We start from the raw sequence: 20920 nt of genomic DNA, 5'->3' as shown, positions 1-20920 counted from the left end.
GCTACGCGGACCGCGTGAGTATCCGCAGCACCTCGAGGCTCTGCGGCGGCGCGTCCGGGTCGTCCCCGTCGCTCGTCGCCATGCGCACATGGGCGTCCCGCGCCGCCCGCACCGCCTCCGGCCACCCGTGGTGGTCGAGGTAGGCGGCGACCGGCGCGTCCGGGCCGACCTGGTGCATGATCCGCAGCACGCGCAGCACTGCGGTGTCCACGAGCGCCGCCTCCTGGGAGTCCCGGAAGATCGTGCCGACGTATTTCTCCGCCGACCAGTTGTCCAGCCAGGTGTCCTCCACCAACCGGTACACCGCGTCCGTGACGTCGCCGAAGCCGTCGGCACCGGCCAGCCAGACGTCCCGCTGGAACACCGGGTCGGAGAGCATGTGCAGCGCGGAACGCACGTTGCTGCGCCAGCGCCACCACGGCATGTCGTTCAGTGGCATACCGCCCATGGTGGATGAGCGACGGCCGCGACGGGAAGTGTTCTCCGAACCTTGCACGGTCATCGATCGTACGTTCTCCGCCCCACCGGCCTCACCGGCCCCCGCAATTCACCCTGGGGTCACCTTCCGTTGGCCAGAGATCACTTCCCGGTTAGCGGTGTGCGGGAATCGTGCGTGTACATGACCGGCAGGCACACCCGCAGCACCTTCTTCCCTCACTTCTCCCGATCCGTCCGCGCAACCCTTCTGTCCGTGGGCGCGGCGGCCCTGTGTGCGTCGTTCGCCGCCGGATGCGGGGCCATCCCTGGAGCCACGGGGGGCTCCGGGGACGGTCCGATCAAGGTGATGACCTGGGCGCCCCAGGACACCGACGCCACCAACAAGCCCGGCATGCCCGCGATGGCCCGCGCCTACGCGAAGTGGATCAACTCGCACGGCGGCATCAACGGCCGCAAGCTCCGCGTGCTGACCTGCAACGACCACAACGACAGCGTGGGCGCCGCGAAGTGCGCCCGCTGGGCGGCGGCCGAGGACGTGGTCGCGGTCGTCGGCTCCTACAGCCAGTTCGGCGACTCCTACCTCGCCCCGCTGGAGAGCGCCGGCATCCCCTACATCGGCGGTTACGGCGTCACCAAGGACGAGTTCACCGGCTCCATGTCGTACCCGGTCAACGGCGGCCAGCCCGTCCTCCTGGCCGGTCTCGGCAGGGCCCTCGCGGCCCCTTGCGGCCCGGTCGCCCTGATCCGCCCCGACAGCATCGCGGGCGACGAGCTGCCTCCCCTGCTCGACTCCGGGCTGAAGGCGGGCGGGCACCCGGCGGCCAACGACCAGCTGGCCGCCGAGGACGCCACCGAGTACGGCGACCAGGCTCAGCAGGCCCTCCGGTACGCGTCCCGGGACGCGGCACGCCGCGGCTGCGCGGTGCCCGCGCTCGGGGACCGCACCGACACCTTCATGGACTCCTTCCGCCGGGCCCGCGAGGGCTTCCCGACGGTACGCACGGCGACCACGATCGGCAGCGTCGACCAGACGGTGATCAACGCGACGGGCGGGGCGTCCGGGCCGTACGAGGGGGCGTACATCACCAGCTGGTACCCGGTGGCCTCGGACCCCCGCTGGGACCCGATGAAGAAGGTCATCAACGAAGAGGCCTTCGGCGACAACGACATCGACCCCGCCGACGCCGGGGTGCAGACCACCTGGATCGCCTACACCGTGCTGAAGGCCGCCGTGGAAAAGATCGGCAGCGGCGAGGTGACCGCCGACAGCGTGCGGCACATCCTCGACGACGGCCTCAAGATCACCACCGGCGGCCTCACCCCGACCCTGAGCTGGCCCTACGAGAGCAAGCTCGCCTCGGTCGGCTTCCCGCGGCTCGTCAACGCCGCTGTCAACCTCCAGGTCGTCCAGGGCGGCAGGCTGGTCGCGGCCCGCAACGGCATCGGCGGGCGCGACGGCAACATGGACGTGACGCGGACGCTGGAGAACGCCGACCTGAGCTGACGCCCGCGCCCCGGCCCGGCGTCACAGCTGGGTCGGCTGGCGCTGCGTCAGGCCGTACTTCTTGGCGATCGTGTTCCACAGCGCCGCCGCCTTCACCTTCTGCTCGCTGGCGACGCCGCTCTGCCGGTTGCCTGCCTGGGTCTGGCTGGTGATGCGGGCGTGGCCGTGGCGGCAGCCGCGGTGTCCGCCGGTCTGGTCGGCCCATTGCGCGTAGTGGCTGTCGGCCGACGCGGAGGCCTGCCAGGCCTTGGTGAGGGCGGTGGTCAGCTCCGCGCTGGAGGGCAGCTTGTCGACGGACAGCTTGCCCAGCCGGGTGACCAGCTGATTGCGCTGCTTGGCCGCCTCTCGCAGGCTGGAGGCGGCGTCATCGAGGTTGTCGCACTGCCTGACGTCGGACACCGCCTTGATCACCGAGGCGCGGCTGCTGCCGCTGTCGGAGAGCAGCTCGTCCAGGGCGACCGCCTGCTGCCGGGCCGGGTCGGCGCTGGGCGAGGCGGAGTCCTGGGCAGGGACCGACGCGGCGGGGTTCCCGGCCCCGTCGCCCTTGTCCCCGCCGCCACCGCCGCTGAGCAGCGCGCCGGCGCCGACGCCGAGCACCGCGAGGCCGATGCCGACGGCGGCGATCAGCGGCACGCGCGACCGCCCGCCGCCGCGCCGGTCGTGGTCCTCGTCGTCGTACCGCGAGCTGTGGGACGACTGGGGCGGGGTGTGCGGCGGCTGGACCGGGCCGGGGTAGGCGTCCGGCCGCTGGATGCGCGGCAGTTGCTGCGTGGCGCCGGCCGGGCCGTCGGCGGGGGGCCCGCTGCGGAAGAGGTTGTCGAACTCGGCGGGCGGCTGCCGGTCCGCGCCCTGTGCCGGGCCGCCCTGGGCCGGCCCGGAGTACGGCGGGATGAGCTGGGTGGCGTCCGCGTCGGAGGCGGGCGCCGGCTGCTTGGGCGTCAGCCCCAGGTACCGCGTCTCGTCCGCGCCGGACTCGGGCGGCAGCGCGCCCGGCGTCGCCGGGACCGGCGGGATGTACTGGGTGGCACCGTCGGCCGGCGCCGCCGGGACCGGCGGGATGTACTGGGTGGCACCGTCCGCCGGCGCGGCCGGGACCGGCGGGATGTACTGGGTGGCACCGTCGGCCGCCGAGGGCTGCGGGGCGTTCTGCGCCGGGTAGCCGTCCGGCAGGGCGGGCGGCAGGGGCGCGGCGGCGGGCGGGGACGCGTCGTACTGCTGCTGGTGGTGCTGGTACGGGTCCGGAGTGCCGTACGCGGGCTGCTGACCGAAGCCGTACGCGGGATCGTGGCCGTGGGAGGCGTATGCCTGCCCCGGGCCGCCCGCGCCGTACGACGGAGCGCCGTACGCCTGGCCGCCGTACGACGGAGCCGGTGCGCCCTCCGGGGGCAGCGGGCCGGGGCCGGTGGCGGACGGGGGCTGCTGGTCCGCGCCCCAGTGGTGGCCCTGCGGCGCGGGCTGGTTCCGGCCGGGCCCGGGTGTCTGCCCGCCGGGGCCCCAGGAGCCGTCCCAGGCCTGCCCGCCGGCCGGCGCCGGGGATGCGGGTGCGCCGCCGTTCATGCCCGGCAGCACGGGCTCGCCTCCGTCCGAGGGCAGCACGATGCCTTCGTGCGCGCGCTGCGCCGAGGGCTCCTCGCCCTGTCCACTCTGCGTCACCGGGACTCCTACGTAGGGGGGACTTCGGAATCGTCGGCTCACGCTACCGGGTCCCCGGAGTCGGGTGCCACGCAGTCGGTGGCGCGATCTTCCTCCTTGTGACAGCGGTAACAAAACCGGCCCGTCGCACGCTGTTTCCGGCGTCCGAACGGCACCCGTACCGCATGTCGGGTGCCGTTTCCCGCTTGTTCACCGCGCCTTGCGGCCCGGTGGCGCCGATGCGGCCGGTGTTCAGGCGGCCTGGAGGTCGAGACGGGCTCCGAACTCCCTCACCACCGCTTCGTCCCGGAACGGGTCCAGCCGCTGCTGGAGGTCTTCCAGGTACTCCGCACCCCGGTCGGAGCGGAGCGTCTCCAGCAGTCCCACCGCTTTCAGGCCCGTGTGACAGGCCTGTTCGATCTCCCGCTGCTGCACCTGGGCCGTGGCGAGCAGCACGTAGCCGATAGCGCGGCGCCGGGCCCGGGTCTCGGGGTGTCCGGCCAGCGACTGCTCGGCGTACCGGGCCGCCGCATCGGCCTGCCCCAGGTCACGGTGGCAGTGCGCCAACTCGTCCGCGAGATAGGCCTCGTCGAAGTGCGCGATCCACACCGGGTCGTCGCCCGAGGCCGCGTCCGCCGCCTCCATCGCCGTGATCGCCCGCCCGGAGGCGGCCTGCGCGGCGCGTACGTCACCGAGCAGGGCGTGTCCGCGTGCCTCGGCGGCATGGAACATCGCCTCCGCGCGCGGAGTCACCCGCCCCCGCGCCCCCTCCTGCGCCGCCCGCGCCAACTGGGAGATCTCACGCGGGTTTCCGAGCTGCGCGGCCAGATGGCTCATGGAGGCGGCCAGCACATAGCCGCCGTAGCCGCGGTCGTCGGCGGCCTGCGCGAGGCGCAGCGACTGGATGTAGTACCGCTGGGCGAGCCCGGGTTGCCCGGTGTCAACCGCCATGTATCCGGCCAGTTCCGTCAACCGCGCCACGGCAGCGAAGAGTTCACGGCCGACGGCCTCCCGGTACGAGCCCGCGAGCAGCCCGGAGACGACACTGTTGAGGTAATGCACCACCACCGGCCGCACATGGCCGCTGCCGAACCGGTGGTCGAGATCGACGAGCGCCTGGGTCATGGACCGTACGGCCGCCACGTCGGACTGGCCCACGCGCGGCCCCGCCTGCCGGGCGACCTGTGCGTCCGGTGCCGAGATCAGCCAGTCGCGGCTGGGTTCGACCAGCGCGGAGGCGGCGACGGAGGAGCCGGTCAGGAAGTCCCGCCGGCCCACGTCGCTGCGCCACAGCTCGCAGACCTGCTCGATGGCCCCCAGTACCGTCGGCGAGAACTGGAGACCGACCCCCGAGGCGAGGTTCTTGCCGTTGGCCATGCCGATCTCGTCGATCGTGACCGTACGGCCGAGCTTGCGCCCGAGCGCCTCCGCGATGATCGCCGGGGCCCGGCCCCGCGGCTGCTGCCCGCGCAGCCAGCGGGCCACGGACGTCTTGTCGTAGCGCAGGTCGAGACCGTGCTCGGCGCCGCACATGTTGACCCGCCGGGCCAGCCCGGCGTTCGAGCACCCCGCTTCCTGGATGAGTGCCTGCAGCCGTTCGTTCGGCTGCCTCGCGACGAGAGGCCTTGCGGCCATGTGTTACCCCCTGCGAACCCCTGGAGCGTGAAGATCCGGCCGGGTCGATCCGGTCGGGAAGATCCGGTCGGACGATCACTGCCCAGCTGACATACCGTCAATGCGTGACATGTGCGGTTTGCCGGGGTAAAGGCTGATGCCACCCCCCTCGTGGCTACCCAGCCCACTCCCCCCTTCCTCTCGCGCGCCCCGCCCATGCACCCATGCGCCCCGGCTGCCGGATCGGTGCTCCTTCCCCGCGCGCGGGAGGCCCGGGACCCGTGGGGCAGGAGGTTGACGGCCCGGCACCAGGGCCGTAACCCGAGGTGGGTGCGGAAGTTGAGAGGGGCGTGGAAGAGACGATCGCGGGCGCCGAAGACACTCAGATTGCCGGTCGCATTCCCCAGCAACGCGGGGAATCGCTGCTGGAGACCGCCGTACGCTACGCCGAGGAGCGGCACTGGGACGTGTTCCCGGGTGCCTGGCTGGAAGCCGTCGACGGGATGCAGCGCTGCTCGTGCGGTGACGCGGCCTGCCCCGCGCCGGGCGCGCACCCCGGGCGCCCCGACTGGGCGACGCAGGCGACCGGCAGTGCGACCGTCGCGCGCCGGATGTGGCAGCGGCAGCCGGCCGCGTCGATCCTGCTGCCGACGGGGCGGACCTTTGACACGCTGTCCGTCCCGGAGAGCGCCGGGTTCCTGGCGCTGGCCCGGATGGAGCGGATGGAGCTGACCCTCGGCCCGGTGACGCTCACTCCGGACCGGCGCATGCACTTCTTCGTGCTGCCGGGGGCCGCGGCGAAGGTTCCCGAGCTGGTCCGGAAGCTGGGCTGGTCGCCGGCTTCGCTGGACCTGGTGCCGCTGGGAGAGGGCGGGTACGTGGCCGCCCCTCCGACCCGTTTCGGCTCGCGCGGTGCCGTGCAGTGGGCCTGCCGGCCCACCCCGGCGAACCGGTGGCTGCCGGACGCGGAGGAACTGGTCTCGCCGCTCGCCTACGCGTGCGGACGGGACCGGTAGCCGTCAGCCCAGCAGGATCCGGTCCAGAAAAGGCTCGACGGCTGCCCGCAGGGCTTCCGGGCGGTCGTAGTGGACCAGGTGGCCGGCGTCGGCGATCTCGGCGTACTCGCCGCGGGGCAGGACACGGACCATCTCCTGCGCCTCGGCCCGGCCCAGTTCGCCGTCGAGGCCGCGGACGACGAGCGCGGGGCACCGCACCTGCGCCAGCTCCTCCCAGTGGGCGTCGTACACCCACGTCTCGCGGGAGCGGAGCATCTGGTCGGGTTCGAAGACGGGGCGCCAGCCGTCGGCGGTCTCGTGCATGACCTCGGCGTAGAAGGCGCCGCGGGCGGGGCTGGGGCGCTCCAGGCGGGGGTCGTCCTCGCCGAACCACTTGCGGACCTCGGCGAGGGTGGCGAAGGGAACGGGCCAGGAGCGGAACCAGTCGTCCCACTCGCGCTGCGAGGCGGCGCCGAGCGCGGATGCGCGCATGTCGCAGATGACCAGGCCGCGCACCAGGTCCGGGCGCTTGGCGGCCAGCTGCCAGGCGGTCAGCGCACCCATCGCGTGGCCGACGAGGACGGCAGGGGCGAGGCCGAGCTGTTCGAGGGCGGCCTCGGCGTCCTCCACGTACGCCTCCCGGGTGTAGGCGGCCCGCGGGGGCTTGTCGCTCTGGCCGTGCCCGCGCTGGTCGAGGGCGACGGCGCGGCGGCGCTCGGCGAGCCAGCGGGCCGTGGACGCCCAGTGGGAGGCGCGGCCCATCAGGCCATGGAGTAAAAGCACCCCGGCGATTCCAGGATCCGGATCCGCCGGATCCCGCAGGGCCGCCGGATCCGGGAGGTCCCCGGGGTCCGTCTTGGGAGGGTCGGCGAACTCCCAGGCCGCCAGCCGCACCCCGCCGGTTCCCGTCACATCGATCCGCCGTGCCATGCCTGGCACCCCCCAGCTCCGCCTGCCTCGTACCGCTGTCGCTGTCGCACTGCCACTGCGCCGCAGATTATCGAATGGCCATTCGATAAAGCTGTCTCTGCGGACAACACCCCTCATTCGAGTGACACTCCCCGAGGAATGATCGCCGCCGTCGAGGGGATCTCTTCTGGCGGGAGGCGGACCGCTCGGGGAAAAACGGTCCGAGGGGAATGACCCTGAGAGCTCGGGGCTCCGGGTCGGACAGGGGAGGACAGGCCCCGGCGCCGCACGGCGCCGGGGCCCTCTCGTGTCAGCGCTTGGCCACGAACACGTGAGAGGCGATCTCCGGCTGCAGCTCGGCCGCCTCGCCGCCGCTGCCCACCAGCACCCCGCCCGGCGACTCCGTCACGCTCACCACCGAGCCGGGCTGCACACCCGCCCGCCGCAGCGTGTACATCAGCTGCGCGTCCGTCTGGATGGGCTCGCCGATGCGTCGGACGACCACGTTCTTGCCCTCGCTGCCCGCGTCGAGCTCGGCCAGCGACACCATGTTCTCGCCCAGGAAGGGGTCGGCGCCGTCCTTCTCGCCCAGCTCCTCCAGGCCCGGGATCGGGTTGCCGTACGGCGACTCGGTCGGGTGACGCAGCAGCTCCAGCACACGCCGCTCCACCGCCTCGCTCATCACGTGCTCCCAGCGGCAGGCCTCCGCGTGCACCTGCTCCCACTCCAGGCCGATCACGTCGACCAGCAGGCACTCCGCGAGCCGGTGCTTGCGCATCACGCGGGTGGCCAGCCGGCGGCCCTCCTCGGTCAGCTCCAGGTGCCGGTCGCTCGCCACGGCCACCAGTCCGTCACGCTCCATGCGCGCCACGGTCTGACTCACCGTCGGCCCGCTCTGGTCGAGCCGCTCCGCGATGCGGGCGCGCATGGGGACAACGCCTTCCTCTTCGAGCTCGAGGATGGTGCGGAGATACATCTCCGTGGTGTCGATCAGTCCGGACATACGTGCCCCTCGATTACCTCTGCCGGAAGGTCGCCCGGCGCGTGCGCTGGCCCTGGCCCCAATTCTGCCGGATCCCACTGACAAGCGGGCGCCGCCGCACAAACCCGCGCAGCTGCGCCGCCCCTTGCTCGCCGTAGGGCGACGCAGCGGGGCGGGCCCCGGCACCCGGCGCCGAATGCGGTGGACGGGGTGCCCCCGTCGCCCGTACGTTGCCGTCGCATGACCGACCTGCGGATCGTCCCCGTCGCCGGTGACCCGGCGCTCGAACAGTGGCGGCACGTGCACAACGCGATCGTCCCGCCCGCCGCCATGTCCCTCGCCGAGGCCCGCGAGCGGCAGCAGCGCTACCGGCTGGCCAACGCCTACCTCGGTGACGTGCTCGTCGGCTGCTCCACCGTCCGCCCGCCGGCCGGGGAGCAGGCCGTGGCGACCGTCATCGCGCGGGTGCTGCCCGCGTACCGGCGGCGCGGCTTCGGCACCGCCCTGTACGCGGACGGGCTCGCCCACGCGCGGGCGCTCGGCGCCGGGGAGATCGAGACGTGTGTACTGGCGGTGAACGAGGACGGACTGAGGTTCGCCGTGCGGAACGGGTTCGTGGAGACCGACCGGTACGTGCTGGACGGCGAGTGTGACGAATGGGTGGATCTGCGCTGGGGAAAGGCCACGGACAGCGCCGGATGATTCCTTCGGTTTCCTTGAATATTGGCGGAACAGGATGTGTGCTGCGTCACGTTCCAGTTGAATGATGACCAGTGAAGGCCTGTGAAGGCCAGTGAGCGAATCGAGCGCCGCAGGCGCGCCGACGCAGCCTCCAGGGGGTCCAGGTGAGTGCTTCCCGGCGGAGTGGGACCACCGATGAGCTGGGGCCGGACGAGCCCGAGCCACGCGGCCCCGGCGACCCGCACGGTCCGGACGAGTCCGGCGGCTCCGACCTGCTCGCCGCACTGCTGGACGGCATGGACGCGGCCTTGTGCGCCTTCGACGCCGAAGGGGTCGTCACCCACTGGAACCGCGAGGCCGAACGCATTCTGGGGTGGAGCGCCGCGGAGGCGGTGGGCAGGACCGGGTTCGCCGGCTGGGCGGTGCGCAGTGCCGACGCCGAGGAGGTCGAGGCGCGGCTGATGTCCGTCATGCACGCCCCGGGCCGCCAGGTGCACGAGTTCGCCCTGGTCACCAAGGACGGCGGCCGGGTGCTGGTGCGGACCCAGTCCGCCGCGGTGCGCGGGCCCGACGGCAGCCCCGCGGGCGTGTACTGCGCCTTCAGCGAGGTGCACGCGCAGATCGACCTGGAGCGCTCCATCGCCCTGAGCGAGGCCCTGCTGGACGACGCGTCCTGGGGTGTCGTGCTCGTCGACGCCGACCTGCGGCCCGCCGTGGTGAACGCGCACGCGGCCCGCGCGCTCGGCACCGGCCGCACCTCGGCGCTGGGCCGGCCGCTCGGCGAACTGCTCGCCCAGGGCGTGGAGGAGCTGGAGAGCGCCCTCACCCATGTGCTGGCCGAGGGCGCCCCGCCCGCGCCCGCCGAGATGTGGGTGACCGTGCGCGCGCCCGAGGGCGAGAAGCGGCGCTGCTGGCGCAGCGGATTCCTGCGGCTGGCCTCGCCGCTCGCCGAGGAACCGGTGCCGCTCGGGGTCGGCTGGCTCTTCCAGGACGTCACCGAGGCCAAGCAGGGCGAGCAGGAGGCTGACGTACTGCGCTTCCGCACCAACCAGCTGCACCGCGCGGCGCGCGCCGCCGCCGAGTGCGAGGACCCGGCCGAGGCGGCCACCGTCCACCTGGACTTCGCCCTCGCCGGCTTCGCCGACCACGCCCTGCTCGACCGCGTGGCGGGCGCCCCGCGCGCGGACGTCGACGAGACGGCTCCGGTACGGCTGGTACGGCTCGCTGCCACGCCCGCCGGGGCGCCGGGCCCCAGCCGGTTCACGGGCGCGGCCGGGCTGCCGCTGCGGTACGAGCCGGGGCACCCGGCGCTGAGCTGCGTCGAGCGGGCCGGAACCGTGCGGGCCGACGCCGGTTCGGTGCCGCCCGAGCAGGCCCGGGAGTGGGCGCTGGCCCGCCAGTGGCCCGCGGACGCGGTACACGCCCTGTGCGCGGTGCTGCGCAGCCGGGGCCGGACGGTGGGCGTGGTCACCTTCCTGCGCGGCGCGGCCCGCAGCCGCTTCGAGCGCGCGGACGCGGCCTATGCGGAGGACGTGGCGGCCCGCATCGCCACGGCCCTGGACCTGGCGCAGACGGTGAAACCGTAGGGATCAGTTCCGGTAGAAGATCCGGTCCGCGTACTCCTCCATGACACGGCCGTTCCACTCGTGGCCGCCGTCCACGTTGCCGGAGCGCAGCAGCGGGGGCTCGATGCCGCGGTCGGCGAGGACGGCGGCCGTGGTGGCCAGGACGGCCTGCATCAGGGCGGTGGTGACGACCGTGGAGGCGGGGGCGAAGGGGGCCGGGATGGTGTCGAGGGTGAGTTCCGCGTCGCCGACCGCGATCTTCGAGTCGAGGACGACGTCGCAGTGGTCCTTCAGGAAGGTGCCCGAGGCGTGCCGGGAACTCGTCTGCGCGGCGTAGGCCACCGATGTCACGCCGATGACCCGCACACCGAGAGCGCGGGCGTGCACCGCCATCTCCACGGGCAGGGCATTGCGCCCGGACAGGGAGATGATCACCAGGGCGTCGCCGGCACGGAGCGGGGAGGTGTCGAGGACGGCGCTCGCGAGCCCGTCGACGCGCTCGAGGGCGGAGCCGAGGGTCGCCGGGGTGACGTCGACGCCGACGACTCCGGGGACGGCGAGCAGGTTCATCAGGGCGAGTCCGCCCGCGCGGTAGACGACGTCCTGGGCGGCCAGGGAGGAGTGCCCGGCGCCGAAGGCGAACAGGCGGCCACCGGCCGCCACGGTGTCGGCGAGGAGGCCGCCGGCCGCGGCGATCGCCTCGGCCTCCTCCTCGCGGACCCGTTGCAGCAGGCCGATGGCGGCGTCGAAGAACAGGTCGGCAGGCGTGCCGTCGCTCATGCGGTGCCCCTTCGCAGCGTCTGTGTCGCGGATCACCCTGCGGTCTGGACCAATGCGGTGTCAATACGACCGTCACGGCAGTGTGCGGGGGGCGCGCGGACCCCGGCCGACCGGATGAACGTCCTTCGCCTGCGCCGCATCTTCAAAAAAACAGTTGAGCCGTGCCCGGACGCTTCTTAGTGTGTCTCTCACGTGAGAGAGGAGGTGATCGGGTACATGAGTGAAACCCGGACGCGCGAGGTGGCTGCGGGCTGACGGCCTGCCACCACACCGAGTGCGGTGCCGGACCAGCGTGTGCGAGACACATGCAGCCGGCCTAATCCAACGCAGTCACCCGACCCGCGGGCTGCCGGTACGTCCGACCGGCTCCTCCTTCGAGGACCAGGCCCGCGGGTCGTCTGCGTTCACCGGACCTGTTTCGGTGGGCGGTCAGCAGGCGATCAGCAGATCAGCGGGCGATGTCCGCATACCCCTCGATCTCCTGCGGCCTGCGGGGCCCCGGGCCCACATACCGGGCGGACGGCCGTACGAGTCGGCCCGTCCGCTTCTGCTCCAGGATGTGTGCCGACCAGCCGGCCGTCCTGGCGCAGGTGAACATCGACGTGAACATGTGGGCCGGGACCTCGGCGAAGTCCAGCATGATGGCGGCCCAGAACTCCACGTTCGTGGCCAGGACGCGGTCGGGGCGGCGGTTGTGCAGCTCCTCCAGGGCGGCCCTCTCCAACGCCTCGGCGATCTCGAACCTCGGCGCTCCGAGCTCCCGCGCGGTGCGGCGCAGGACGCGGGCGCGGGGATCCTCCGCACGGTAGACGCGGTGGCCGAAGCCCATCAGGCGCTCGCCGCGGTCCAGGGCCCTCTTGACGTACCCCTCGGCGTCGCCCGTGCGCTCGATCTCCTCGATCATGCCGAGGACGCGGGAAGGTGCTCCGCCGTGCAGGGGGCCGGACATCGCGCCCACCGCTCCCGACAGGGCCGCGGCCACGTCCGCCCCCGTCGACGCGATCACCCGCGCCGTGAAGGTGGAGGCGTTCATGCCGTGCTCGGCGGCGGACGTCCAGTAGGCGTCGACGGCCGCGATGTGCTTGGGGTCCGGCTCACCCCGCCAGCGGATCATGAACCGCTCCACGACCGAGCCGGCCTTGTCGATCTCGCGCTGCGGCACCATCGGCAGGCCCTGGCCGCGTGCGGACTGGGCGACGTAGGACAGGGCCATGACGGCGGCGCGGGCGAGGTCGTCGCGGGCCTGCTCCACATCGATGTCCAGAAGGGGCCGCAGGCCCCACACCGGCGCGAGCATGGCGAGCGCCGACTGCACGTCCACCCGGATGTCACCGGAGTGGACGGGGATCGGGAAGGGCTCGGCGGGCGGCAGGCCGGGGTTGAAGGCGCCGTCGACCAGCAGCCCCCACACGTTCCCGAAGGAGACGTGGCCGACCAGGTCCTCGATGTCGACGCCCCGGTAGCGCAGGGCGCCGCCCTCCTTGTCCGGTTCGGCGATCTCCGTCTCGAACGCGACGACTCCTTCGAGTCCGGGTACGAAGTCGGACATCAGCGGCTCCTCGTCAGTGTCGGCGGCGGTCACCCCGGTGATGCCCCGATCGGCCAGTGGTCACCCAACCGCGTGCGGACCAGCACGATAACCCCGGGTGCCATGATTGGGGAGACCATGCGGCACTGAGTGCCATGCGTCGATACGGCAAGATGACCGCGTGACCGACCGCGACCGCTTCCTCGACCCGGCCCTCGACCCCGCCGCCATGCGCAAGCAGTACCAGGCCGCGGGACTCGAAAAGACGGACCTCGCGGCGCATCCGATGGACCAGTTCACGCGCTGGTTCGAGGACGCCGCGCGGGCCGCCGTCCACGGCACGCTGTACGAGCCCAACGCGATGGTCGTCTCGACGGCGGACGACCGGGGACGGCCCAGCTCCCGCACGGTCCTGATGAAGCAGTTCGACACGGACGGCTTCGTCTTCTACACCAACTACGACTCCCGCAAGGCGCGCGAGCTGGCCGTCAACCCGCACGCCTCGCTGCTCTTCCCCTGGCATCCGATCGCCCGCCAGGTCATCGTCACCGGTGTCGCCCGCCGCACCGGCCGGGAGGAGACCGCCGAGTACTTCCGCAGCCGTCCGCACGGCTCCCAGATCGGCGCCTGGGCCAGCGCCCAGTCGTCCGTGATCGCCTCCCGCACCGAGCTGGACGACGCCTATGCCGAGCTGGGAGCGCGCTACCCGGAGGGCGAGTCGGTCCCGTTGCCGCCGCACTGGGGCGGCTTCCGGATCGCTCCGGAGACGGTCGAGTTCTGGCAGGGCCGGGAGAACCGCCTGCACGACCGTCTGCGGTACACGGCCCAGCCGGACGGCGGCTGGACCGTGGAGCGGCTCAGCCCCTGAGACCCGCCGGTGAGCGGGCCCGTCAGGCCGGCGTCAGCAGATTCGCGTGGTGCCGTTCGGCCACCAGCGGGTGGGCCCTCAGCTTGCCCTTCAGCTCGTTGTAGCCGTACTCGGCGAACAGCGGGTTCGCCGGGTCGCTCGTGATGCCCGGGGCCGTCGAGGCGTGCGGGAAGGGCAGCGGTTCGACCTTCGCGTCCAGGCGCGGGTTGTAGAAGAACGGCACCGAGAAGCGCTCGGTGGCACCGGGCGGGCTGACCACGCGGTGGTTGGTGGCCAGCAGGTAGCCGTTGGTCGCCACCTCCAGCAGTTCGCCCAGGTTGACGACGAAGGCACCCTCGATGGGCGGGACGTCGTGGAAGCGGCCGTCCTCGCGCTGGACCTGGAGGCCCCCGACGGTGTCCTGCAGGAGCAGGGTGAGGAAGCCGTAGTCCTTGTGCGCGCCGACGCCCTGGTCGGTGCCGTCACCCGCGCTGCCGGGGTAGCGCACGAGCTTGAGGTGCGGGTGGGCGTGTGCGCCGAAGACCGGGTCGTAGAAGTCGGCGGGCGCGCCGATCGCGGTCAGCAGTTCGTGCAGGAGGCGCTCGGCGACCGTGCTCAGCCTGTCGATCCAGGCCAGGGCCGCGGTGCGCAGCTCGGGGAGAGCGGCCGGCCACTGGTTGGGACCCTGCAGCCACCAGTACGGCGGCTCACCCGGGGCGGGGGCACGGGCGGGGCGCTCAGCGCCTATGTCGAGCTGGTCGCGCCAGTCGCGGGCGCCGGCGGTGCGTTCGTCGCCGGTGCGGGTGTAGCCGCGGAAGTGGGGCGAGTTGATGTTGTCCAGGGCGAGCCGGTCGGCCTCGGGCAGGGCGAAGAAGGCGCGCATGGCGGTGAGGAGTGCGTCCGTCTCCGCCCGGGTCACCCCGTGGCCGACGAGCTGGAAGAAGCCGACGTCGTGTGCGGCGCTGTGCAGCTGCGTGTGGAGCAGGGCGCGGGCCTGGGGTCCGCGGTCGGCGGCCGACAGGTCGATGATCGGGAGCTGGTCGTACGACGGGCTCGTCGCAGTGTGGGTCGTCATGTGGTGCGTCCGCTGGGTGTACGGGGCACAGGGGGCCGCCGAGGGGTGTGGCCGTCCCCCGGGTGCCGGAAAAGGAAGTGGGGGCTGGGTCAGGCGGAACGCCGACAGCCCATGCTCGTGACGCGCACGTAGTCCACGTGGCGGCGGCGAACGAGCATCGGAAGCATGCGCCAAGGGTAACGCGCCCGGATGGTTGCTCCTTCAACTGCCACGTCGGCTGTCCCGCACCGTACGTGACACGGCCCTCCCTCAGCCGAGGGCGTCCTCCATCAGGGACGCCCACTGGGCCACGACCCGTTCGCGGCGGGCGGTGTCGTCGGTGAGGAGGTTGGCGAGGCCCAGGCCCCGGGCCATGTCCAGCAAGCCCTGCACGGTCTCGCGGACGCCGGGGCGGGTTTCGTCGGCGCCGAGGAGTTCGACGGCGATGCGGTGGGTCTCTCGGCCGACGCGGGCCTCCAGCTCGGTCACCCGCAGCCGCAGCTGCTCCTCGTCGGAGGCGGCGACCCACAGGTGCAGGGCGGCGCGGAAGAGGGGGCCGGTGTAGAGGTCGACCAGGGCGCGGACGACGGCCGGGCGGTCGGCGGCGCCCTCCGGGAACAGGGCGCGCAGGGCGGTGGAGCGTTCCTCGGCGACGTACTCGACGGCGGCCGTGAACAGGTCCTCCCGGGTCGGGAAGTGGTGCTGGGCGGCGCCCCGGGAGACGCCCGCCCGTTCGGCGACGACGGCGACGGTGGAGCCGGCCCAGCCGTGCTCGGCGAGGCAGGCCACGGCGGCTTCCAGGAGCCGCTGCCGGGTGGCCCGGCTGCGGTCCTGCTTGGGCACGCGGTCGCGTTCGGCCGTACTCACGCCGGCCATGCCGCTCGCACCGCCCATCTGCTCACACCACCCATGCCGCATCCCGTCTCTGGAGGAAGGCCGTCATCCCCTCCCGGGCCTGGGCGGAGGTGAACAGCCGGGCCGAGAGCGCGGTCAGGTCCGCCGCGTCCCGGTCGAATGTCTCCAGCACCCTAGTCGTGAGCAGCTGTTTCGTCTCGGCCAGGCCTTGCGGCGAGGAGCGGCGCAGGCCGTCGAGGACGGGGGCGAGGGCCTCGTCGACGTCGTCGGCGGTGACGGTGAGCAGCCCGACGCGTACGGCCTCGCGCGCGTCGAAGCGTTCGCCGGTGAGGTAGTAGCGGGCCAGGGCGCGCGGGTCGGCGCGCGGGATCACCGGCAGGGAGATCACCGCGGGGGCGACACCGATGCGGACCTCGGTGAAGGCGAAGGTGGCGGCGGGCCCGGCGGCGCTGATGTCGCAGGCGGCCAGCAGGCCGAGTCCGCCCGCGCGGACGTGCCCGGTGACCCGGGCGATCACGGGTTTGCGCAGGTCGAGGATCTGCCGGAGCAGTCCGACGAGCGCGTCCGGGTCGGGCGGGTCGCGCAGGTCGGCGCCCGCGCAGAAGGTGTTGCCGGTGTGGGTGAGGACGACGGCACGGATGTCCGGGTCCTTGCCGCACTCGGCGAGGCCCCTGGCGAGTTCACCGACGAGGGCCGCCGACAGGGCGTTGCGGGTGTCGGTGGCGTCCAGGCTGAGGGTCTCGACGGCACGCGCGCGCGTGCGCCCGATCAGTGCGGTCATGCGCGCTCCCGGAGCTGTCGGCGCAGGATCTTCCCGGAGGCGGCGCGGGGCACGTCCGCGACGAAGGTGACCTTGCGGATGCGTTTGTAGGGGGCGACGCGTTCGGCGACGTACAGCATGATCTCGTTCTCGCTCAGGTCGGTGGCGGGCCGGGGGACGACGAAGGCGTGCGGGATCTCGTTGCCGTCGTCGTTGTAGGTGCCGATCACGGCGGCATCGGCTATGTCGGGGTGGGTGAGGAGCAGGGCCTCGAGTTCGGCGGGGGCCACCTGGAAGCCCTTGTACTTGATCAGTTCCTTCACCCGGTCGACGACGAACAGCCAGCCGTCCTCGTCGACCCGGCCGACGTCCCCGGTGTGCAGCCAGCCCTCGGTGTCGATCATGGCGGCGGTGGCGTCGGGGCGGCCCAGGTAGCCCTTCATCACCTGCGGACCGCGGATGAGGATCTCCCCGGCCTCCTCGGGGCCGAGGTCCTTGCCGGGGTCGTCCAGGGAGACGATCCGCATCTCGGTGCCGGCGACGAGCTTGCCGACCGTTCCGGGGGGCGCCTGGTGCAGGGCGTCCAGGGGGACGACGTGGGTGGCGGGGGAGAGTTCGGTCATGCCGTAGCCCTGGCCGATGGGGGGCAGGCCGAGGCGGGCGGCGCAGGCGGTGGCGAGCTCCGCGTCCAGGGGGGCGGCGGCGCTGATGACGTGTTCGACGCAGGAGAGGTCGTAGCGGGCGACCGCCGGGTGCTTGGCCAGGGCGAGCACGATCGGCGGGGCGACGTAGAGGCTGGTGATGCGGTGGTTCTCGATGGCCGCGAGGAAGGTCTCCAGGTCGAAGCGGGGCAGGACGACGACCGTCGCGCCCTTGCGCAGCGGGGCGTTCATCAGCGAGGTCAGGCCGTAGATGTGGAAGAGCGGCAGCACGGCCAGCACACGGTCGCCCGGGCCGGCCGGGATCGCGGGCTCCAGCTGCGCGAGGTTGGTGGCGATCTGCCGGTGGGTGAGCATCACGCCCTTGGGGGTGCCGGTGGTGCCGGAGGAGTACGGCAGTGCGGCGATGTCCTCGGCCGGGTCGAAGGCGATCTCGGGTTCGGGCGCGGTCGTGGCGAGCATGTCGATCAGCGACCGGTGTCCGGGTGCGCTGTCGCAGACGAAGATCTCCCCTACTCCGCCGGCGAGTTCGGCGGCCCGGCGGGCGGTCTGCAGCAGCGGGGAGACGGTGACGATCCAGCGGGCGGCGCTGTCGCGGAGCTGCTTCGCGAACTCCTCGGGTGTGGCGAGCGGGTGCACGGTGGTGACACAGGCACCGGCGCGGGTGGCGGCGTAGAAGGCGGTCGGGAAGGCGATGGTGTTGGGACTGTGCAGGGCGAGGACGTCGCCCTTGCGGACGCCCGCGTCGGCGAACGCGGCGGCCAGCCGCCGGTGGAACCGGTCCACTTGCTCGTACGTGAGGGTGGTGCCGTCCGTGCCGTCGACGAGGGCCGGCTGGTCACCGAAATCGGCGGCATGGCCCAGGACGGCTTCGTGGATGGGGAGTTCTACGGGCGGGACGTCTGCGTACGCGCTGCGGAACATGGTTCCTCCAAGCGGCGGCTGGCGGCTGCGGGCGACTGTGCGGCGGCCCAGGGCGTGTTTCGAGAGTCCCGTCTGGCCCGCCACGCTACTTTCGAAACGCGCCCTAGTACGACTTGGGCAGGCCCAGGGTCTGGTGGGACACGTAGTTGAGAATCATCTCGCGGCTCACCGGGGCGATACGAGCCACGCGCGCGCCAGTTATCAGCGAGGCGAGCCCGAACTCGCGCGTCAGGCCGTTGCCGCCGAGGGTGTGCACGGCCTGGTCGACCGCCTTCACACAGGCTTCCCCGGCCGCGTACTTGGCCATGTTGGCGGCCTCGCCCGCGCCGATGTCGTCCCCGGCGTCGTAGAGGTGGGCGGCCTTCTGCATCATCAGGCGGGCCAGTTCGAGGTCGATGTGCGCCTGGGCGAGGGGGTGGGCGATGGCCTGGTGGGCGCCGATCGGGGTCTTCCAGACGCTGCGGTCGCGGGCGTACTCGACGGCCTTGGCGACCGCGTAGCGGCCCATGCCGATCGCGAACGCGGCCGTCATGATCCGCTCGGGGTTGAGTCCGGCGAACAGTTGCAGCAGGCCCGCGTCCTCGTCGCCGACGAGCGCCTCCGCGGGCAGCCGTACATCGTCCAGGACCAGCTCGAACTGCTTCTCGGCGGCGTTGATCTCCATGTCGATGGGCCGCTTCTCGAAGCCCTCGGCGTCCGTCGGGACGATGAACAGGCAGGGCTTGAGACGTCCGGTGCGGGCGTCCTCGGTGCGGCCGACGATCAGCACGGCGTCGGCCATGTCGACCCCGGAGATGAAGACCTTCCGGCCGGTGAGCAGCCAGTCGGTGCCGTCCTTGCGTGCCGTGGTGGTGATGCGGTGGGAGTTGGAGCCGGCGTCGGGTTCGGTGATGCCGAAGGCCATGAGCCGGGTGCCGTCGGCGAGGCCGGGCAGCCAGGCCCGCTTCTGTTCCTCGGTGCCGAAGCGGGAGATGACCGTGCCGCAGATGGCGGGCGACACGACCAGCATGAGCAGCGGGGAACCCGCGGCGCCCAGCTCCTCCAGCACGATGGACAGTTCGGTGATGCCACCGCCACCGCCGCCGTACTCCTCGGGGAGGTTGACGCCGAGGTAGCCGAGCTTGCCGGCCTCGGACCACAGTTCGGCGGGGTGGCGGCCTTCCGCGACGGTGCGGGTGATGTAGTCGCGTCCGTAGCGCTTGCCGAGGGCGGCGACGGCGGCGCGGAGGGCCTTGTGCTCTTCGGATTCGATGACGGGGGTCATGGGACTCCTAGGACGGGGTTTCCTGCACTACGGCGAGCAGCGTTCCTGGCTCCACCTGTTGTCCCGGCTCGACCCGCAGGGACGTCAGTGTGCCCGTGGCCGGTGCCGAGATCCGGTGTTGCATCTTCATCGCCTCCAGCCAGATCAGCGGCTGACCTGCCTGCACGGCGGCTCCCTCCGTCAGGCCCTCGGCGATGCGGACGACCGTGCCGGGCATCGGGGCGAGCAGGGAGCCGGGGGCGAGCTGGGCGGCGGGGTCGGGGAAGCGGGGCAGCGCGGTGAGGGCGGTCGCGCCCACGTACACCCGGTCGCCGTACCGCGCCACCTCGAACCGGCGCTGTACGCCGTCCGCTTCGAGGATGACCAGACGCGCGTCGGCGTGGACGACGCGGACCCCGTCGGCCGCCGGTCCCTGCCGGGTGTGCCGGTAGTGGACCTCGTGTTCCACTCCGGCCATCTCGTACCGCTTGACCTGCGGCTGCGAGGGCACGTTGCGCCAGCCGCCGAACCGGGAGCGGCCGTGCGCGTCGGCCAGCGCGGCGGCCAGCGCGACCAGAGGTGGTCGCGCAGCGACTCCGTTGAGGGCGGTGGTGGCAGACGGGTGGGCGTACGGGTCGGGGGCGGGCTCGGTCAGTTCGGTGAGGTGGCGGTCGTAGAAGCCGGTGTCCATGCGGCCGGCGGCGAACTCCGGATGGCGCAGGGAGCGTACGAGCAGGTCGCGGTTGGTGACCGGCCCGTGCACCGCCGCCCGTTCCAGGGCTCCGGCGAGCTTGCGGATCGCCTCCGCGCGGGTGGGGGCGTGGGCGACGACCTTGGCGAGCATCGGGTCGTAGTGGACGCCGATGGTGTCACCGTCGGTGTACCCCGTGTCGAGGCGGACTCCATCGGGTACGGCGAGGCGGTGCAGGGTGCCGGTCTGCGGGGCCCAGTCGCGGGCCGGGTCCTCGGCGTACAGGCGGGCCTCGACGGCGTGCCCGCGCGCGCTCGGCGGGGCGGTGTCCAGGGGCCGGCCCTCGGCGACGCGGATCTGTTCGGCGACCAGGTCGATGCCGAACACGGCCTCGGTGACGGGGTGTTCGACCTGGAGCCGGGTGTTCATCTCCAGGAAGTGGGCGCGGCCTGCTGCGACCAGGAACTCGACCGTGCCCGCGCCGACGTAGTCGACGGCGCGGGCGGCGCGTACGGCCAGCGCGTGCAGCTCCACCGTGAGCGCATCGGACAGCCCGGGCGCCGGGGCCTCCTCGATCACCTTCTGGTGGCGGCGCTGGAGGGAGCAGTCGCGGGTGCCGAGCGGCCACACCGTGCCGTGGGCGTCGGCGAGGATCTGCACCTCGACGTGGCGGCCGTGCTCGATGTACGGCTCCACGAAGACCTCGCCGTTGCCGAAGGCGCTCACGGCCTCGGCGCGCGCGGCCTCCAGGGCGGCGTGCAGCTCGTCCAGGCGGCGCACGATGCGCATGCCGCGCCCGCCGCCGCCCGCCGCCGCCTTCACCAGGACCGGCAGGTCGGCCTCGGTGACGTCGGCCGCATCCAGGGGCGTGAGGCCCATCAGATGCTTGGCGCGCGTCTTGGACGCCATCGCCTCGATCGCCTCCGGCGGCGGCCCGATCCAGACCAGGCCGGCGTCGCGGACGGCACGGGCGAAGTCGGGGTTCTCGGACAGGAAGCCGTAGCCGGGGTGCACGGCGTCCGCGCCGGCGGCCAGGGCAGCCTTCACGATCAGGTCGCCGCGCAGATAGGTCTCGGCGGGCGCCGCCCCCGGCAGCCGTACGGCCATGTCGGCCACGCGGGCGTGGAGCGCGTGGCCGTCGGCGTCCGAGTGCACGGCGACCGTCCGGATGCCCAGCTCGGCGCAGGTGCGGAAGATCCGGCAGGCGATCTCGCCCCGGTTGGCCACCAGCAGAGTCGAAATCACGTGGTCCCTCACAT

Annotated in this window: 18 protein-coding genes; 5 read left to right on the top strand and 13 right to left on the bottom strand. The window is 72.8% G+C overall.

Features of this window, described 5'->3' with window-relative positions; translation table 11 throughout:
- Position 1 precedes the first annotated feature (1 nt).
- Positions 2–502 (bottom strand): hypothetical protein, encoded by a 501-nt coding sequence (locus K7G59_RS14360; RefSeq protein ID WP_225834108.1) that lies wholly within the window; start codon positions 500–502, stop codon positions 2–4.
- Positions 503–619: 117 nt separating this feature from the next.
- Between K7G59_RS14360 and K7G59_RS14355 the strand changes: the two genes are divergently transcribed.
- Positions 620–1942 (top strand): ABC transporter substrate-binding protein, encoded by a 1323-nt coding sequence (locus tag K7G59_RS14355; protein ID WP_225834107.1) that lies wholly within the window; start codon positions 620–622, stop codon positions 1940–1942.
- Positions 1943–1963: 21 nt separating this feature from the next.
- Here the strand turns inward: K7G59_RS14355 and K7G59_RS14350 are convergent, their stop codons facing one another.
- Together K7G59_RS14350 and K7G59_RS14345 are read right to left on the bottom strand one after the other, a co-directional pair.
- On the bottom strand, positions 1964–3595 hold the full coding sequence (locus K7G59_RS14350; protein WP_225834105.1) for a hypothetical protein: 1632 nt from the start codon (positions 3593–3595) through the stop codon (positions 1964–1966).
- A 231-nt stretch (positions 3596–3826) separates the two neighbouring features.
- The gene (locus K7G59_RS14345) at positions 3827–5209 is read right to left on the bottom strand and encodes a transcriptional regulator (RefSeq protein ID WP_225834103.1); all 1383 of its coding nucleotides are present in this window, start codon (positions 5207–5209) and stop codon (positions 3827–3829) included.
- 329 nt (positions 5210–5538) lie between these two features.
- On the opposite strand from K7G59_RS14345, the gene K7G59_RS14340 reads away from it, so the two are divergent.
- Positions 5539–6204: a bifunctional DNA primase/polymerase gene (locus K7G59_RS14340; RefSeq protein ID WP_225834101.1), complete on the top strand. Its 666-nt coding sequence runs from the start codon at positions 5539–5541 to the stop codon at positions 6202–6204.
- A 3-nt stretch (positions 6205–6207) separates the two neighbouring features.
- On the opposite strand, the gene K7G59_RS14335 is transcribed toward K7G59_RS14340, so the two are convergent.
- Both K7G59_RS14335 and K7G59_RS14330 read right to left on the bottom strand, forming a co-directional pair.
- Positions 6208–7113 (bottom strand): alpha/beta fold hydrolase, encoded by a 906-nt coding sequence (locus tag K7G59_RS14335; RefSeq protein ID WP_225834099.1) that lies wholly within the window; start codon positions 7111–7113, stop codon positions 6208–6210.
- A gap of 289 nt (positions 7114–7402) precedes the next feature.
- Entirely contained in the window at positions 7403–8095 is a 693-nt protein-coding gene (locus K7G59_RS14330; protein WP_225834097.1) for a metal-dependent transcriptional regulator, read from the bottom strand.
- A 219-nt stretch (positions 8096–8314) separates the two neighbouring features.
- On the opposite strand from K7G59_RS14330, the gene K7G59_RS14325 reads away from it, so the two are divergent.
- A complete protein-coding gene (locus tag K7G59_RS14325) occupies positions 8315–8776 on the top strand; it encodes a GNAT family N-acetyltransferase (RefSeq protein ID WP_225834095.1) in 462 nt (153 codons plus the stop codon).
- A 143-nt stretch (positions 8777–8919) separates the two neighbouring features.
- A complete protein-coding gene (locus K7G59_RS14320) occupies positions 8920–10341 on the top strand; it encodes a PAS domain-containing protein (protein WP_225834093.1) in 1422 nt (473 codons plus the stop codon).
- Between the two features lie 3 nt (positions 10342–10344).
- Here the strand turns inward: K7G59_RS14320 and K7G59_RS14315 are convergent, their stop codons facing one another.
- Positions 10345–11100 (bottom strand): SIS domain-containing protein, encoded by a 756-nt coding sequence (locus K7G59_RS14315; protein WP_225834091.1) that lies wholly within the window; start codon positions 11098–11100, stop codon positions 10345–10347.
- A 448-nt stretch (positions 11101–11548) separates the two neighbouring features.
- Positions 11549–12649, bottom strand: a complete 1101-nt coding sequence (locus K7G59_RS14310; protein ID WP_225834088.1) for a citrate synthase 2 — start codon at positions 12647–12649, stop codon at positions 11549–11551.
- Between the two features lie 160 nt (positions 12650–12809).
- Here K7G59_RS14310 and pdxH point away from each other — a divergent pair, with 160 nt between their 5' ends.
- Positions 12810–13496 (top strand): pyridoxamine 5'-phosphate oxidase, encoded by a 687-nt coding sequence (pdxH, locus tag K7G59_RS14305; RefSeq protein WP_225834086.1) that lies wholly within the window; start codon positions 12810–12812, stop codon positions 13494–13496.
- A 22-nt stretch (positions 13497–13518) separates the two neighbouring features.
- Here the strand turns inward: pdxH and K7G59_RS14300 are convergent, their stop codons facing one another.
- The 6 genes from K7G59_RS14300 to K7G59_RS14275 form a co-directional block, all read right to left on the bottom strand.
- A complete protein-coding gene (locus tag K7G59_RS14300; RefSeq protein ID WP_225834085.1) occupies positions 13519–14550 on the bottom strand; it encodes an isopenicillin N synthase family oxygenase in 1032 nt (343 codons plus the stop codon).
- A 249-nt stretch (positions 14551–14799) separates the two neighbouring features.
- On the bottom strand, positions 14800–15405 hold the full coding sequence (locus K7G59_RS14295) for a TetR/AcrR family transcriptional regulator (protein ID WP_225834084.1): 606 nt from the start codon (positions 15403–15405) through the stop codon (positions 14800–14802).
- Between the two features lie 22 nt (positions 15406–15427).
- On the bottom strand, positions 15428–16165 hold the full coding sequence (locus K7G59_RS14290) for an enoyl-CoA hydratase family protein (protein ID WP_225834083.1): 738 nt from the start codon (positions 16163–16165) through the stop codon (positions 15428–15430).
- Positions 16162–17727, bottom strand: a complete 1566-nt coding sequence (locus K7G59_RS14285; RefSeq protein WP_225834082.1) for a 4-coumarate--CoA ligase family protein — start codon at positions 17725–17727, stop codon at positions 16162–16164. Before K7G59_RS14285 ends, K7G59_RS14290 begins: the two co-directional genes overlap by 4 nt.
- 103 nt (positions 17728–17830) lie before the next feature.
- A complete protein-coding gene (locus K7G59_RS14280; RefSeq protein WP_225834081.1) occupies positions 17831–18991 on the bottom strand; it encodes an acyl-CoA dehydrogenase family protein in 1161 nt (386 codons plus the stop codon).
- Between the two features lie 7 nt (positions 18992–18998).
- Entirely contained in the window at positions 18999–20906 is a 1908-nt protein-coding gene (locus K7G59_RS14275; RefSeq protein WP_225834080.1) for a biotin carboxylase N-terminal domain-containing protein, read from the bottom strand.
- Positions 20907–20920 lie beyond the last annotated feature (14 nt).

The sequence above is a fragment of the Streptomyces sp. NK08204 genome (assembly GCF_020400585.1).
Classification (GTDB): Bacteria; Actinomycetota; Actinomycetes; order Streptomycetales; family Streptomycetaceae; genus Streptomyces.
This window is presented reverse-complemented; position numbering and strand designations above follow the sequence as displayed.